Annotated in this window: 14 protein-coding genes; 3 read left to right on the top strand and 11 right to left on the bottom strand. The window is 74.3% G+C overall.

Annotation, left to right across the window (positions count from 1 at the left end; all coding sequences use genetic code 11):
* Positions 1–43: 43 nt before the first annotated feature.
* From AB0910_RS08055 to rimP, 8 genes are all read right to left on the bottom strand, one after another.
* Positions 44–1009 (bottom strand): bifunctional riboflavin kinase/FAD synthetase, encoded by a 966-nt coding sequence (locus tag AB0910_RS08055; protein WP_366743667.1) that lies wholly within the window; start codon positions 1007–1009, stop codon positions 44–46.
* Between the two features lie 283 nt (positions 1010–1292).
* The gene (truB, locus tag AB0910_RS08050) at positions 1293–2192 is read right to left on the bottom strand and encodes a tRNA pseudouridine(55) synthase TruB (RefSeq protein WP_366743666.1); all 900 of its coding nucleotides are present in this window, start codon (positions 2190–2192) and stop codon (positions 1293–1295) included.
* Positions 2189–2689, bottom strand: coding sequence for a 30S ribosome-binding factor RbfA (gene rbfA / locus AB0910_RS08045; RefSeq protein ID WP_366743665.1), 501 nt, complete (start codon positions 2687–2689; stop codon positions 2189–2191). Before rbfA ends, truB begins: the two co-directional genes overlap by 4 nt.
* Positions 2690–2780: 91 nt before the next feature.
* Positions 2781–3074, bottom strand: coding sequence for a DUF503 domain-containing protein (locus AB0910_RS08040; RefSeq protein WP_366743664.1), 294 nt, complete (start codon positions 3072–3074; stop codon positions 2781–2783).
* 179 nt (positions 3075–3253) lie between these two features.
* On the bottom strand, positions 3254–6337 hold the full coding sequence (gene infB, locus AB0910_RS08035; protein ID WP_366743663.1) for a translation initiation factor IF-2: 3084 nt from the start codon (positions 6335–6337) through the stop codon (positions 3254–3256).
* Between the two features lie 144 nt (positions 6338–6481).
* Complete coding sequence (locus tag AB0910_RS08030; RefSeq protein ID WP_366743707.1) at positions 6482–6787, bottom strand: YlxR family protein; 306 nt, start codon at positions 6785–6787, stop codon at positions 6482–6484.
* Positions 6788–6871: 84 nt separating this feature from the next.
* Positions 6872–7921, bottom strand: coding sequence for a transcription termination factor NusA (gene nusA, locus AB0910_RS08025; protein WP_366743662.1), 1050 nt, complete (start codon positions 7919–7921; stop codon positions 6872–6874).
* Positions 7922–7923: 2 nt separating this feature from the next.
* Positions 7924–8421 carry a ribosome maturation factor RimP gene (gene rimP / locus AB0910_RS08020; protein WP_366743661.1) on the bottom strand — a complete coding sequence of 166 codons (498 nt, stop codon included), beginning with the start codon at positions 8419–8421 and terminating at the stop codon, positions 7924–7926.
* A gap of 253 nt (positions 8422–8674) precedes the next feature.
* Between rimP and AB0910_RS08015 the strand changes: the two genes are divergently transcribed.
* From AB0910_RS08015 to AB0910_RS08005, 3 genes are read left to right on the top strand one after another with little or no spacing between them, the layout of a single operon-like run.
* Positions 8675–9214 (top strand): hypothetical protein, encoded by a 540-nt coding sequence (locus AB0910_RS08015; RefSeq protein ID WP_366743660.1) that lies wholly within the window; start codon positions 8675–8677, stop codon positions 9212–9214.
* Positions 9211–9678: a ferritin-like domain-containing protein gene (locus tag AB0910_RS08010; RefSeq protein WP_366743659.1), complete on the top strand. Its 468-nt coding sequence runs from the start codon at positions 9211–9213 to the stop codon at positions 9676–9678. The genes AB0910_RS08015 and AB0910_RS08010 overlap by 4 nt, the downstream gene beginning before the upstream one ends.
* Positions 9679–9715: 37 nt before the next feature.
* A complete protein-coding gene (locus AB0910_RS08005; RefSeq protein ID WP_366743658.1) occupies positions 9716–10630 on the top strand; it encodes an aminoglycoside phosphotransferase family protein in 915 nt (304 codons plus the stop codon).
* A gap of 44 nt (positions 10631–10674) precedes the next feature.
* On the opposite strand, the gene AB0910_RS08000 is transcribed toward AB0910_RS08005, so the two are convergent.
* From AB0910_RS08000 to AB0910_RS07990, 3 genes are all read right to left on the bottom strand, one after another.
* Positions 10675–12372 (bottom strand): proline--tRNA ligase, encoded by a 1698-nt coding sequence (locus tag AB0910_RS08000; RefSeq protein WP_366743657.1) that lies wholly within the window; start codon positions 12370–12372, stop codon positions 10675–10677.
* A gap of 105 nt (positions 12373–12477) precedes the next feature.
* Positions 12478–13068 (bottom strand): GNAT family N-acetyltransferase, encoded by a 591-nt coding sequence (locus AB0910_RS07995; RefSeq protein WP_366743656.1) that lies wholly within the window; start codon positions 13066–13068, stop codon positions 12478–12480.
* 16 nt (positions 13069–13084) lie between these two features.
* Entirely contained in the window at positions 13085–13930 is an 846-nt protein-coding gene (locus tag AB0910_RS07990) for a GNAT family N-acetyltransferase (protein ID WP_366743655.1), read from the bottom strand.
* Positions 13931–14063: the final 133 nt, after the last annotated feature.

Raw genomic sequence — 14063 nt, 5'->3', positions numbered from 1 at the left:
CGGTACTGCCCGCTCTTGACCCGGCGGTCCACCCGGCGTGCGGTCAGGCGGTGCCGTGGTCCGCGTCGTAGGCGGCGACGAGGTCGGCGCAGCGCTTGACGTCGCCCGCCATCGCTTCGAGGAGCGCGTCGACGGACTCGAACTTCTCCTGGCCGCGCACGTACGCGAGGAAGTCGACCGCGACGTGCAGCCCGTACAGGTCGAGCCCGACGCGGTCGATGGCGTACGCCTCGACGGTCCTGTCGACGCCCTCGAACTGCGGGTTGGTCCCGACGGACACGGCAGCCGGCATCCGCTCGCCCGCCGCGGTGAGCCAGCCCGCGTAGACGCCGTCCGCGGGGATCGCGGAGTGCGGGAGGGTCGCGACATTGGCCGTGGGGTAGCCGAGTTCGCGGCCGCGCTGCGCGCCCCGCACGACGACGCCCTCGACGCGGTGCGGCCTGCCGAGGATCTCCCGCGCGCCCTGGACGTCGCCCTCGGCGATCAGGCCCCGGGTCAGGGTGGAGGAGAAGGGCCGGCCGCCGCCCGCCTCCCCGGTGACCCGCAGGTCGACCACGTCGACCTCGTAGTCGTAGGTGGCGCCGAGCTCGGCCAGCACGTCGACATTGCCGGCGGCCCGGTGGCCGAAGCGGAAGTTCGGGCCCTCCACGACCAGGCGGGCGTGCAACTTGTCGACCAGGACCTTGACGATGAAGTCCGCGGGGGACAGCTTCGAGAACTCGACGGTGAACGGCAGGATCAGCACCGCGTCCACGCCGAGGTCCGCCATCAGCTCCGCCCTGCGGTGGTGGGGCGCGAGCAGCGGCGGATGGCTGCCGGGCCGCACGACCTCGCTCGGGTGCGGGTCGAAGGTCACCACGACGGACGGGACGCCGAGCTCGCGCGCCCGCTCGACGGTCCTGCCGATGATGAGCTGGTGCCCGCGGTGCACGCCGTCGTAGGAGCCGATGGTGACGACGCTGCGCCCCCAGTCCTGGGGGATGTCCTCCAAGCCACGCCAGCGCTGCACTGTGACCGCTCCTCGCCCGAAACTGTTCTGGTCCGTTGTCGACTAAGCATCCCCAAGACTGCCATGTCGCGGTACCCGGGGCCGAACGCGCCCCCGAGTGACCCCGCCGTCACTCCGGGCGCCCCCGTCCGCGGGGTGCGGGGACCCCGCCCGGCGGACAGATGGTCGCGTGGAGGGGGAGGAGCCGTGCGGCGGGCAGGCGCGACCCGCCCGCCCACGGGACGCACTCCGCGGGACCGGGAACGGCGCGCCTCCTCAAGGCGAGGCGGGCGCGCCGCACCGCTCAGCCGAAGACCGCCAGGCTCTTGGCCTTGCCCTTCTGCTCCTCCACCAGCGCGAGGAAGCGCCCGTCAGGACCGAACACCGCGACCGGCGAGGTCGGATGGGCGGGCATCTCCAGGCGTACGCCGTTCAGCAGCAGCTTCGCGCGCCGCTCGTCCACCTCCCAGCGGGCGAACGCGGCCCCTGCCGCCTCGGCGACCGGCATCACCGCAAGCTCCTCCTGGAGCTGGTCGAGGGTCTTCGCCGCGTCGATGCCGTACGGGCCGACGCGGGTCCTGCGCAGCGCCGTGAGGTGGCCGCCGACGCCGAGCCCCGCGCCGAGGTCCCTGGCGAGCGCCCTGATGTACGTGCCCGACGAGCAGACGACGGAGACGACCAGGTCGAGCACGGGCGTGCCGTCGTCGGCGACCGCGGGGCGCACGTCGTAGACGCGGAAGGAGGACACCGTCACCGGCCGGGCCGGGATGTCGAACTCCTCTCCCCCGCGCACCCGGGCGTACGACCGCTTCCCGTCGATCTTGATGGCGCTGACCTTGGAGGGCACCTGCATGATCGGCCCGGTCAGCTCGGCGACGCCCGCGTCGACGGCCTGCCTGGTGACGCCGGACGCGTCGGCGGACGCGGTGGTCTCGCCCTCGGCGTCGTCCGTGACCGTGGCCTGGCCGAGCCGGATCGTGCCGAGGTACTCCTTCTCGGTCAGCGCGAGGTGGCCGAGGAGCTTGGTGGCGCGCTCCACGCCGAGGACGAGGACGCCGGTGGCCATGGGGTCGAGGGTGCCGGCGTGGCCGACGCGGCGGGTCTTCGCGATCCCGCGCATCTTCGCCACGACGTCGTGCGAGGTGAAGCCCGACGGTTTGTCGACGATGACGAGGCCGTCGGGCGTCCGGTTCTGCTCGGTCATTCGGCGGCGGCACCGCCCGCCGCTTCGCCGTCCGCGCCGTCGCCTGCCCGCGACCCGGTCTCCGCCTCCGCCTCGTCGTCGTCCGGCTTGCGGTACGGGTCGGCGTCCCCCGCGTACGTCTTGCCGGTCGACACCTCGCGGACCTCGGCGTCCTTGGCGCGCGCCTTGTCGAGGAGGTCCTCGATGGTGCGGGCGTTGTCCGGGAGGGCGTCCGGCACGAACGCGAGCGTCGGGGTGAACCTGACGCCGGTCTGGCGGCCCACCTCGGAGCGCAGGACGCCCTTCGCGCTCTCCAGGGCCGCGGCGGAGGCCGCGCGCTCCTCGTCGTCGCCGTAGACCGTGTAGAAGACCGTGGCCTCCCGCAGGTCGCCGGTGACGCGGGCGTCCGTGATGGTCACGAAGCCGAGCCGCGGATCCTTGATGCGCCGGTCCAGGGTCTCCGCGACCACGACCTGGATGCGATCGGCCAGCTTGCGGGCCCGCGCGTTGTCGGTCACCGGTCGTCACTCTCTTCTTCTCGGTTGAACGGTTGGTTCGGTTCGGGCGGGACGGCCGGGGCAGGGGGCCGCCCGGCCGCGCACGGCGCGCTCAGTCGTCCTCGCCGTGGAGCCGCCGCCGCACGGACAGCAGTTCCACCTCGGGACGGGCCGCCACCAGGCGCTCGCAGCGGTCCAGCACGTCCGTGAGACGGGTCAGGTCCCCCGAGACGGCGGCGAGGCCGATCTCGGCCCTGCGGTGGAGGTTCTGGAGGCCCGTCTCCGCGACGCTCACCGCGTACGTGCGGTGCAGCTCCGCGACGATCGGGCGGACGACGGATCGCTTCTCCTTCAGCGACCGTACGTCGCCGAGCAGCAGATCGAAGGACAGGGTCCCCACATACATGCGCGTCCGGATGTCCCGCCGGTACGGGTTCGTGAGTGCCTGCCGCCGTGGCGACGGCGGCTGCCGCCGTGCCGGGCACGGCCGGGATCACCCGAACCGTACACGCGGCGGCCGGGGCCGTTCGACGGGGTTTCCCCCGCCGGACGGCCCCGGACCTCAGGTGCCGCGGGATGCCCGGGTCAGCCGCGCGGCTTCTCGCGCATCTCGTAGGTGGCGATGACGTCGTCGATCTTGATGTCGTTGAAGTTTCCGAGGTTGATACCGCCCTCGAAGCCTTCGCGGATCTCGGTGACGTCGTCCTTGAAGCGGCGCAGGCCCTCGATGTTGAGGTTCTCCGCGATGACCTTGCCGTCGCGGATGACCCTCGCCTTCGTGTTCCTGCGGACCTCGCCGGACCGGATGAGCACACCGGCGATGTTGCCCAGCTTGGACGAGCGGAAGATCTCGCGGATCTCCGCCGTGCCGAGCTCGGCCTCCTCGTACTCCGGCTTGAGCATGCCCTTGAGGGCCGACTCGATCTCCTCGATCGCCTGGTAGATGACCGAGTAGTACCGGACGTCCACGCCCTCGCGCTCGGCCATCTGCGCGGCACGCCCGGCGGCGCGCACATTGAAGCCGATCACGATGGCGTCGGAGCCCATCGCCAGGGAGATGTCGGACTCCGTGACCGCACCGACGCCGCGGTGCAGCACCCGGATGTCGACCTCCTCGCCGACGTCGAGCTGGAGCAGCGAGGACTCCAGGGCCTCGACGGAACCGGACGCGTCGCCCTTGATGATGAGGTTGAGTTCCTGCACGAGGCCCGCCTTGAGCGCCTCGTCCAGGTTCTCCAGGGAGAACCTGACACCCCTGCGGGCGAAGTTCGCGTTCCGCTCGCGGGCCGCGCGCTTCTCGGCGATCTGGCGTGCCGTGCGGTCCTCGTCGACGACGAGGAAGTTGTCGCCCGCACCCGGCACGTTGGTCAGACCGAGCACGAGGACCGGCGTCGACGGGGGCGCCTCCTCCACGTTGTTGCCGTTGTCGTCGAGCATCGCCCGGACGCGGCCGTACGCGTCGCCCGCGACCATCGTGTCGCCGACGCGCAGCGTGCCGCGCTGGACGAGCACGGTGGCGACGGCGCCGCGGCCACGGTCGAGGTGGGCCTCGATCGCGATGCCCTGCGCGTCCTGCTCCGGGTTGGCCCGCAGGTCGAGCGAGGCGTCCGCGGTCAGGACCACGGCCTCGAGCAGGCTGTCGATGTTCAGGCCCTGCTTGGCGGAGATGTCGACGAACATGGTGTCGCCGCCGTACTCCTCGGCCACCAGGCCGAACTCGGTGAGCTGGCCGCGCACCTTGGTCGGGTCGGCGCCCTCGACGTCGATCTTGTTGACCGCGACCACGATCGGCACGTCGGCCGCCTTGGCGTGGTTCAGCGCCTCGATCGTCTGGGGCATCACGCCGTCGTTGGCCGCGACCACCAGGATCGCGATGTCCGTGGACTTCGCACCGCGGGCACGCATGGCGGTGAACGCCTCGTGGCCCGGGGTGTCGATGAAGGTGATCTTGCGGTCTTCACCGTTGACGTCCGTCGTGACCTGGTAGGCACCGATGTGCTGCGTGATGCCGCCGGCCTCGCCCGCGACCACGTTGGTCTTGCGGATGGTGTCCAGCAGGCGGGTCTTGCCGTGGTCGACGTGGCCCATGACGGTGACCACCGGCGGCCGTGAGACCAGGGCCTCGTCGCCGCCCTCGTCCTCGCCGAACTCGATGTCGAAGGACTCCAGGAGCTCCCTGTCCTCCTCCTCCGGGCTGACGATCTCCAGCACGTAGTTCATCTCGTCGGCGAGCAGCTGGAGCGTCTCGTCGGAGACCGACTGGGTGGCCGTGACCATCTCGCCGAGGTTCATCATCACCGCGACGAGCGACGCCGGGTTGGCGTTGATCTTCTCGGCGAAGTCGGTGAGGGACGCACCGCGCGACAGGCGGACGCTCTGCCCGTTGCCGCGAGGCAGCATCACACCGCCGACCGACGGGGCCTGCATGGCCTCGTACTCCTGGCGCCTCTGCCGCTTCGACTTGCGGCCGCGCCGCGCGGGACCGCCGGGACGGCCGAACGCGCCCTGCGTGCCACCGCGGCCGCCGGGGCCGCCGGGACGCCCGCCGAAGCCGGGACGCCCGCCGCCGAAGCCGCCGCCGCCCGGACGCCCTGGAGCACCGCCGCCACCGCCGGGACGGCCGGCGAAGCCACCGCCACCGCCGCCGCCGGGACGACCCGCGAAGCCGGGACGGCCACCGCCGCCACCGCCGGGACGCCCGCCGCCGCCGGGACCGCGACCGCCGCCGGGACCGCCGCCGGGCCGCGGGCCCGCCGCCGGACGCTGCGGCATCATGCCGGGGTTCGGACGGTTGCCGCCGCCGGGACGGGGACCGCCTGCCGCGCCCTGGGGGCGGGGCATGCCGCCGGGCGTGGGCCTGCCGCCCTGGCCGCCGGGGGCCTGGGGACGGGGACCGCCCTGGCCCTGCGGACGGGGGCCCCCGGGGGCACCGGGGCCGCCGGGGCGCGGCGCGCCGCCGGGACGGGGCGCCTGCGGGCGCGCCATGCCGGTGGAGCCGCCGGACGTGAACGGGTTGTTGCCGGGACGCGGGCCCGCGGGCCGCGCACCGGGCCTTGCACCGCCCTGGCCGGGGCGCGGGGCGCCGGGGCGGCCGCCCTGGCGCTGGTCGCCGCCCTGCCGCTGGTCGCCCTGGCCGGGACGCGCGCCGGGGCGCGCCCCCTGGGCAGGGGACGGCGCGCCGGGCCGAGGCCCGGAGGCCGGGGGCGCGGGCGGTGCGGTGAACTCGGGCGCCGCGGGTGCCGCGGGCGCCGGCTTGGGGCCGGGGCGCGGGCCGGGAGCCGCAGGGCGCGGGGCCGCGGAGCCGGGCGCCTGGGGGGCGGGGGTGCTGCGCCGCGGGGCCTCGGCGGCGGCCGGCTTGGGGGCCGGTGCGCCGGGCTTCGGGGCGGCGGGCCGCTCCCCCGCGGGCTTGGCGCCGCCGGTCTGCGCCGGAGAGGGCGCGGCGGGCTTGGCAGGTGCGCTCTTGCGGGGCGCGGCGGGCTTGGCTGCGGACTTGCCGTTGCCGTTGCCCGACGGGCCCTGGAGCGCGTCGGTCAGCTTGCGTACTACGGGCGCCTCGATCGTCGACGACGCCGAACGGACGAATTCACCGAGTTCTTGGAGCTTGGCCATGACGACCTTGCTCTCCACGCCGAACTCCTTGGCGAGTTCGTATACCCGGACCTTAGCCACTTCGCTCCTTTTAGGTCCGGGTTACCGCCGGACCGTCGCTACTTCATGGGCGTACTCATCGCGTACTCATCGAGTGCTCATCGCAATCTCGACCTACTTCCGACTCGCGAGGTACCTGAACCGCACGGGGTCCCGTGCCGTACTTCATTGCTTCTTCCCTGCCGTGCCGTCCGTGCCCCCGGCCGCTTCGACGGTCCCGCGCAGCCGCGCGGTGTCGAGCGGTCCCTGAACCCGGAACGCCCGTGGGAAGGCCCGGCGGCGTACCGCCAGATCAAGGCATTCCGATACGGGATGCACGTACGCACCCCGGCCGGGCAGCGTACCGCGAAGATCCGGGACGCAGTGTCCCTGGACCGCCACGATGCGCAGCAGATCGTCCTTGGCCGCTCGCTCCCGGCACCCCACGCAGGTTCGCTCGGGGCAGGCGCGGTCGCTCGTCCGACCAGACACAGTCAAGTCTACCTCCCCACACCGATCTCATCCCTACGGGGCGGCCTTGCGCAAGGTGGCGGGCCGCCGCAGGCCGGGAGCCGTTCAGCCGCGGTCGGCGGACCCCGGCTCCGTGCCCTGCCCCGCGGGGGCCGAAGGGGTCCGCTCACCCTCCGGCTGCTCGGTGTCCGGCCTGATGTCGATGCGCCAGCCGGTGAGGCGGGCGGCGAGGCGGGCGTTCTGGCCCTCCTTGCCGATCGCCAGCGAGAGCTGGTAGTCGGGGACGGTGACCCGGGCGCTGCGGGCGGCGAGGTCGACGACCTCGACCTTGCTCACCCGGGCGGGCGACAGAGCGTTCGCCACCATCTCCGCCGGGTCGTCCGACCAGTCCACGATGTCGATCTTCTCGCCGTGCAGCTCGGCCATCACGTTGCGCACCCGGGTGCCCATCGGTCCGATGCAGGCGCCCTTGGCGTTGAGGCCGGAGCGGGTGGAGCGCACGGCGATCTTGGAGCGGTGGCCCGCCTCGCGGGCGATCGCGGTGATCTCGACCGAGCCGTCGGCGATCTCAGGGACCTCCAGCGCGAACAGCTTCTTGACCAGGTTCGGGTGGGTGCGCGAGAGCGTGACGGACGGGCCGCGCACGCCCTTGGCGACCCGGACGACGTACGTGCGCAGCCGCAGGCCGTGGGTGTACTCCTCGTCGGGGACCTGCTCCTGCACCGGCAGGATGGCCTCCAGCTTGTCGTCCAGCTTGACCAGGACGTTCTTCGGGTCCTTGCCCTGCTGGACCTGGCCGGCGACGATGTCGCCCTCGCGGCGCGCGTACTCGCCGAAGGTCACGTCGTTCTCGGCGTCCTTCAGGCGCTGCTGGATGACCTGGCGCGCGGTGGTCGCGGCGATCCGCCCGAAGTTCGACGGCGTGTCGTCGAACTCCCTGGCCTCCTGGCCCTCCTCCAGGTCGGCCGGGTCCTCGGTCGCCCACACGGTCACGTGACCGGTGTCGCGGCTCAGCTCGACCCTGGCGTGCCTGCGGCTGCCCTCGGTGCGGTGGTACGCGATGAGGAGGGCCGACTCGATCGCCTCGACCAGCAGCTCGAAGGGGATCTCCTTCTCATGTGCCAAGCCCTTCAGGAGCTTCACATCGATGTCCACGGCTACGCCTCCTCTGTGCTCTTGTCCTTGCGGTTGAACTCGACCTCCACGCGCGCCTTCGCGATCTCGGCGAAGGCGAGGCGGCGGGCGGTGGCCTTGCGGCCCTTCACGCCCGGCACCTCGGTGTCGAGTCCCTCGTCGTCCACGGAGAGGATGCGGGCCACGACCTCGCCGCCCTCCTGGAGCCTGAACCTGGCGAGCCTGCCCACGGCGCGCTCGTAGTGGCGGCGCTCGGTCAGCGGGCGCTCGGCCCCCGGCGAGGTCACCTCGAGCTGGTACTGCTCGTCGCCCAGCGGGTCGGCCTCGTCGAGCCGGGCGGAGACGGCGCGCGTCAGCTCGGCGACCGTGTCCAGGTCCACGCCCTCGTCCGAGTCGACGACGACCCGCAGCACGCGGTACCTGCCGGCCCTGGAGAGTTCGATCTCCTCCAGGTCGAGGCCCTCCGCGCCGACGAGCGGTTCCAGCAGACCCCGCAGCCTGTCGCTCTGAGTGGTGCTCATCCGGGTGACTCCTCGGCCGCGTGTGCTGTTGTCGTTCGTCTGTCGTTCGTCCTGGGGCCGGAACCGTGCCGGACCTGTCCGTCCCAAAGGGTATCCGGTCCGCAAGGGTGTTGCTGCCCACCTGCCCCCTACCGCGGGTACGCTCGCCTGCGAAGATCACCCGGCCCCGCGGGGGCGGGCGGTCGTCTCAAGTCCCGCCCGGCGGCCGCGGCGGGCCCGACGAGAGCGCCCGGGCAGGGCACTGGAGGCATACGTGGGGCGTACGGGCACGACGCGCAGACGGGCCCTGGCCGGCGCGGGAGCGGCCGCGGCGGCCGCCCTGCTCGCGGGGTGCACCGGCTCGGGGGACGGGTCGGTGGGGACGCGGCGCGGGACGGACGCGGCCGCGGCGCAGGCGGCGGCCCTGCGCACCCGCTCGGCGGCGACCAGCAGCTCCCTGCTCGACCGGTACGACGCCGTGCTGGCCCGCCATCCCGCCGAGTCCGCCAGGCTCGCGCCGCTGCGCGCGGCCGTGGCCGAGCATGTGAAGGCGCTGGCGGCGGGCTCGCCGTCGGCCGCGCCCTCCGCCTCGGGCACGGGCCGTCCTGCCGTGGCGGGCGCGAAGCACCCGGTGTCCGTGCCCGCGGATCCCGCAGCGGCGCTCAGCGGCCTCGCCGACGCGGAGCGGCAGGCCGCAAAGGAGCAGTCCGCCGCGCTGCTCGATGCGCCGCCCGAGCTGGCGCGGCTGCTGGCGTCGATCGCCGCGGCCTGCGCCGTCCACCAGTACCTGCTGTCCACGGGAGCCCGCCGATGAGCCGTGCACGCGCCGCCGCCGCGCAGGACCCCAAAGACGCGAAGGACAGCGCCCTGCTCGACGCCACCCAGGCCGCGCTGGAGGCCGAGCACGCGGCCGTGTACGGCTACGGCGTCGTGGGCGGGCGGGCGGCCGCCGACCGCAAGGCCGAGGCGAACGCCGCCTACGCGGCGCACCGCGCCAGGCGGGACGCGCTCACCCGGGCGGTGCGCGACCTGGGCGGCACGCCCAGGGCCGCGGCCGCCGCGTATGCGCTGCCGTTCCCGGTCACCGGGGCCGACTCCGCCGTGCGCCTCGCGGCGCAGCTGGAGGACAGGGTGGCGGACGTCTACGCGGACCTGGTCAGGGCGGGCCGGGGGGCCGTACGGGCCGACGCGGCGGGCGCGCTGAGCGGGGCGGCCGTGCGCGCGGCCCACTGGCGGGGCTCCGGCGTAGCCTTTCCGGGTCTCGCCGAACGGGCGTGACCGCCGCCGGTGCCGACCGGCAGGACTGCGGGGACGTATGGCTTTCGAACCGCCTCGGCGGCTGGTGGACGCGCTCACCGAGCGGTACGGCGCGCCCCGCGCCGACGCCTGGCTCGGGCGGCTGCCCGCGCTCGCTGCCGACGCGGTGGCCGCGCGCGGCCTGACGGTGGAGCGGCTGGTCGCGCCGGGCGGCAGGGACAGCCTGCTGCTGCTCGTGCGGCGGCCCGACGGCGCGCCCGCCGCGCTGAAGATCGCGCCGCCGTTCGCCGACCCCGGCGGCGAGCGGGCCGCGCTCGCCCACTGGAAGGGCTGGGGCGCCGTCGAGACGTACGACGCCGACGCCGACGCCGGCGGGCCGGGGGCGGGGGACGGCTCCGTGCTCATCGAGCGGCTGCGGCCCGAGGTGTCGCTGCGGTCCCTGCCGGACGCGAAGGCGCTGCTTGAGGCGGCCGGCACGATCCGCAGGCTGTGGGTCGACCCGCCGGAGGGCCACGGCTTCGAGACGGTCGAGGAGCGCACCGGGCGGCAGGCCGGGCCGATGCGCGCGGGCCGGGCGCCCGCGGTGCTGGTGGAGGCGGCGCTCGACGCGCGCGCCGCGATGGTCGGCTCGGCCGTCGACGAGGTGCTGCTGCACGGCGCGTTCCGGCAGGGCAAGGTCCTCGCGGGCGAGCGGGCGCCCTGGCTGGCCGTGGGTCCCGAGCCGGTGGTGGGCGAGCGCGCCTACGACCTGGCGCGGCCCGCGCGCGACCGGGTCGAGGACCTGGTCGCCTCGGAGTCGGGCGCCTCGTCGGCGCGGCGGCGGATGAACCGCCTCGCCGACTCGCTCGACGTGGACCGGGACAGGCTGCGGGCGTGGGCGCTGTTCCGGGCGGTGGAGTCGGCCACGCGGGCACTGGACGCGGGCCGCGGGCCGGCCGCCGAGGTCCTGCTGGAGTTCGCGAGCTGGCTCTGACGCCCCGGCTCCCCGCCGCCCGGGCGCGGCCGGGGCTCCGGGCCTCAGGCCGTCAGCGCTGCGACGGCCTCGGCGACCGTGAGCTCCTCGCGCTTGCCGGTGCGGCGGTCCTTGAGCTCGACGACGCCCTCCGCCGCGCGGCGGCCCGCGACCAGGATGGCGGGCACGCCGATCAGCTCGGCGTCGGTGAACTTCACGCCGGGCGAGACGCCGGCGCGCTCGTCCACCAGGACCCGCAGGCCCCGCGCCGCCAGCTGCTCGGCCGCGTCGAGCGCCAGCCCGGTCTGGGCCGCCTTGCCCGCGGCGACGACGTGCACGTCGGCGGGGGCGACCTCGCGCGGCCAGCACAGGCCCTGGGCGTCCGCGGTCTGCTCGGCGATCGCCGCGACGACGCGGGAGACGCCGAGGCCGTACGAGCCCATGGTGACCCGCACGGGCTTGCCGTCTTGGCCGAGCACGTCGAGCTTGAAGACGTCCGCGTACTTGCGGCCGAGCTGGAAGATGTGGCCGACCTCGATGGCCCGGTCGAGCGTGAGGCCCGCGCCGCAGGCGGGGCACGGGTCGCCGGGCTCGGCCACGACGACGTCCAGGTAGTCGTCGACCTCGAAGTCCCGGCCGCAGACCACGTCGCGCGCGTGGGTGTCGGGCTTGTTGGCGCCGGTGACCCACGCGGTGCCGGGCGCGACGCGCGGGTCGGCGAGGTAGCGGATGCCGAGGCCCTGCGGCCCCACGTAGCCGCGGACCAGGTCGGGCCTGCCGGCGAAGTCCTCGGCCGTGACGAGCTCGACCTCGGCGGGCGCGAGGTGCTCGCCGAGCTTGCCGAGGTCGACCTCGCGGTCGCCGGGCACGCCCACGGCGACGATCTCCCCGTCGACCTTCACCAGCAGGTTCTTCAGCGTCGCCGAGGCGGGCACGCCGAGGTGCGCGGCGAGCGCCTCGATGGTCGGGGTGTCGGGGGTGTCCAGCTCCTCGACCGGTCCTGGGGCCTCGGCAGGGGGCACGGCGGCGGTGAACCGCACGGCCTCGGTGTTGGCCGCGTAGTCGCAGGCGGGGCAGTCGGCGAAGGTGTCCTCGCCCGCGGCGGCGGGCGCGAGGAACTCCTCGGAAGCGGAGCCGCCCATCGCGCCGGAGACCGCGGAGACGATCCGGTAGTCGAGGCCGAGGCGGGCGAAGACCGCCTGGTACGCCTCGCGGTGCAGCGCGTACGAGGCGGCGAGGCCCTCGTCGGTGGTGTCGAAGGAGTACGAGTCCTTCATCAGGAACTCGCGGCCGCGCAGCACGCCGGAGCGGGGTCGGGCCTCGTCGCGGTACTTGGTCTGGATCTGGTAGAGCACGACCGGCAGGTCCTTGTAGGAGGTGCACTGGTCCTGGACGACCTGGGTGAAGACCTCCTCGTGGGTGGGCGCGAGGAGGTACTCGCCCTCCCTGCGGTCCCTGAGGCGGAACAGCAGGTCGCCGTACTCCTCGTAGCGGCCGCTCGCCTCGTACGCCTCCTTGGGCAGGAGCGCGGGCAGCAGCACCTCCTGGGCGCCGAAGGCGTCCATCTCCTCGCGGACGATCCTGGTCACGTTCTCCAGGACCCGTTTGCCGAGCGGCAGCCAGGTCCAGATCCCGGCGGAGCTGCGGCGCACGTATCCGGCCCGCACCAGGAGCTTGTGGCTGAGCGTCTCGGCGTCGGCCGGCTCCTCGCGCAGTGTCTTGGCCATCAGACGGGACATGCGCTGGACCTGGGACCGGGACATGAGGGGTTCTCCTGCGGTGCGGGGGCTGCGGGGCTGCGTCGCCGTGGGACCCCGGCGGTCTGCCGGGCGTCCGGCAGGAGCGTAACCGCGCGCCGCCGCCCGGCGTTAATCCGATTCCACGGGCGGCTGGGAGCGTCTGCGCAGCGGCAGGTGGGCCCCCATCACCGCGTACGGGCGGGGCGCGCCGGGGAAGTGGACCTGGCGGGCGAGGTCGCGGTAGCCGAGCGAGCGGTAGAGGCGGCGCGCCGGGCTCTCGATGTCGATGGCCGAGAGGATGGAGCGCGGCTGGGGCACCGCGTCGGTGATGGTGGTGATGAGGTCGCGGCCGATGCCGCGGGCCTGGAAGGAGGGGTGGACGTGCAGCTCGGTGATGGTGAACGAGTCGTCGAGCCAGCCTTCGAGCCCCTCGCGGCGCAGATACGGCTCGACCACGGTGGACCACCAGTGGGCGCGGTCGTTGGGCATGCCGTACACGAACCCGGCGAGCCGGCCCTCGGGGGTGGTGGCGCCGAGCGCGCGACAGCCCGGGTACATCAGGTGCCGCAGCACGATGTGGTGCCGTACGCCGATCTCCTCCTCGCTCAGGCCGAAGGCGAGTGCCTGCACGGCCAGCGCGTCGTCGACCCTGGCGACGAGGTCGAGGGGGCCCACCTGTACGTCCGGGGTCCGGGGGGCGTCCCCTGGGGTGATCGGCATGGACGGCAACCTACCGTCAGAACAGCACGCTCATGAAGGCGCCCACCTCGCGGAAGCCGACCCGCCGGTAGGAGGCGCGCGCGGGGACGTTGAAGTCGTTGACGTAGAGGCTGACGACGGGGGCCACGTCGGCGAGGGCGTAGCGTACGACGGCGGCCATGCCGGTCTCGGACAGGCCGCGGCCGCGGTAGGCGGGGTCGACCCAGACGCCCTGGATCTGGCAGGCGCGCGGGGTGGCGGCGCCGATCTCGGCCTTGAAGATCACCCGGCCGTCCTCGACGCGGGCGAAGGCCCGTCCCGAGCCGACGAGTTCGGCGACGCGCGCCTGGTAGAGCAGGCCGCCGTCCCCGGCCAGCGGGGAGACGCCGACCTCCTCGGTGAACATGGCGACGCACGCCGGCATCAGCGTGTCCATCTCGTTCTTGCGGATCCTGCGGACGTACGGGTCGGGCGCGACGCCGGGCGGGAGTTCCTCTGTGAGCATCAGCGGCTGGTTCTCGCGGACCTCGCGCGCGGGGCCCCAGCTGGGTTCGAGCAGCCGCCAGAGCTGGGCGGTCGGCCCCGCGGGGCCGACGATGGAGGAGCAGCGGCGGCCGGCCCTGCGGGCGCGGTCCGCGAAGGCGCGCACGGCCTCGGGGGTGGCGCAGACCGGTACCAGGTTGGCGCCGGAGTAGCACAGGGAGCGGAGCCTGCCGCCCTGGTACCAGCCCCACATCTCGCCGCCGAGCCGCCACGGGTCGAGGCCGGCGACGAGGACGCGCGAGGTCACGAACGCGTTCTCGACGGGCTCGCTCTCCAGGAGCTCCAGAGCCTCGGGGAGTTCGCTGGGTTCGAGGACCCGGGTGGTGGTCTGCGTCAACACGTGGGGGCCTCACCGTACGGTCTGCTTGTCTGCGCACTGTACCCGGCGGGCGGAGTGGCCGCCTCCTGCCGCCGGGGCGGCCGCGAAGCGGACGAGTCCCGCGACCGCCCTCGGCCGAGGGGGTGCGCGGGAC

Origin of the sequence: Streptomyces sp. NPDC047002, assembly GCF_040704505.1 — a bacterium.
Lineage (GTDB): Bacteria > Actinomycetota > Actinomycetes > Streptomycetales > Streptomycetaceae > Streptomyces.
The sequence above is the reverse complement of the archived record's forward strand: the minus strand, read 5'-3'. Positions and strand labels throughout refer to the sequence as shown.

Bases quoted from the DNA above. Each gene is read 5' to 3' on its own strand.
- truB (WP_366743666.1), bottom strand. From the start codon at position 2,192: ATGACCGAGCAGAACCGGACGCCCGACGGCCTCGTCATCGTCGACAAA.
- AB0910_RS08010 (WP_366743659.1), top strand. From the start codon at position 9,211: ATGAGCCGTGCACGCGCCGCCGCCGCGCAGGACCCCAAAGACGCGAAG.
- AB0910_RS08040 (WP_366743664.1), bottom strand. From the start codon at position 3,074: ATGTATGTGGGGACCCTGTCCTTCGATCTGCTGCTCGGCGACGTACGG.
- AB0910_RS07995 (WP_366743656.1), bottom strand. From the start codon at position 13,068: ATGCCGATCACCCCAGGGGACGCCCCCCGGACCCCGGACGTACAGGTG.
- rimP (WP_366743661.1), bottom strand. From the start codon at position 8,421: ATGAGCACCACTCAGAGCGACAGGCTGCGGGGTCTGCTGGAACCGCTC.
- AB0910_RS08000 (WP_366743657.1), bottom strand. From the start codon at position 12,372: ATGTCCCGGTCCCAGGTCCAGCGCATGTCCCGTCTGATGGCCAAGACA.
- AB0910_RS08005 (WP_366743658.1), top strand. From the start codon at position 9,716: ATGGCTTTCGAACCGCCTCGGCGGCTGGTGGACGCGCTCACCGAGCGG.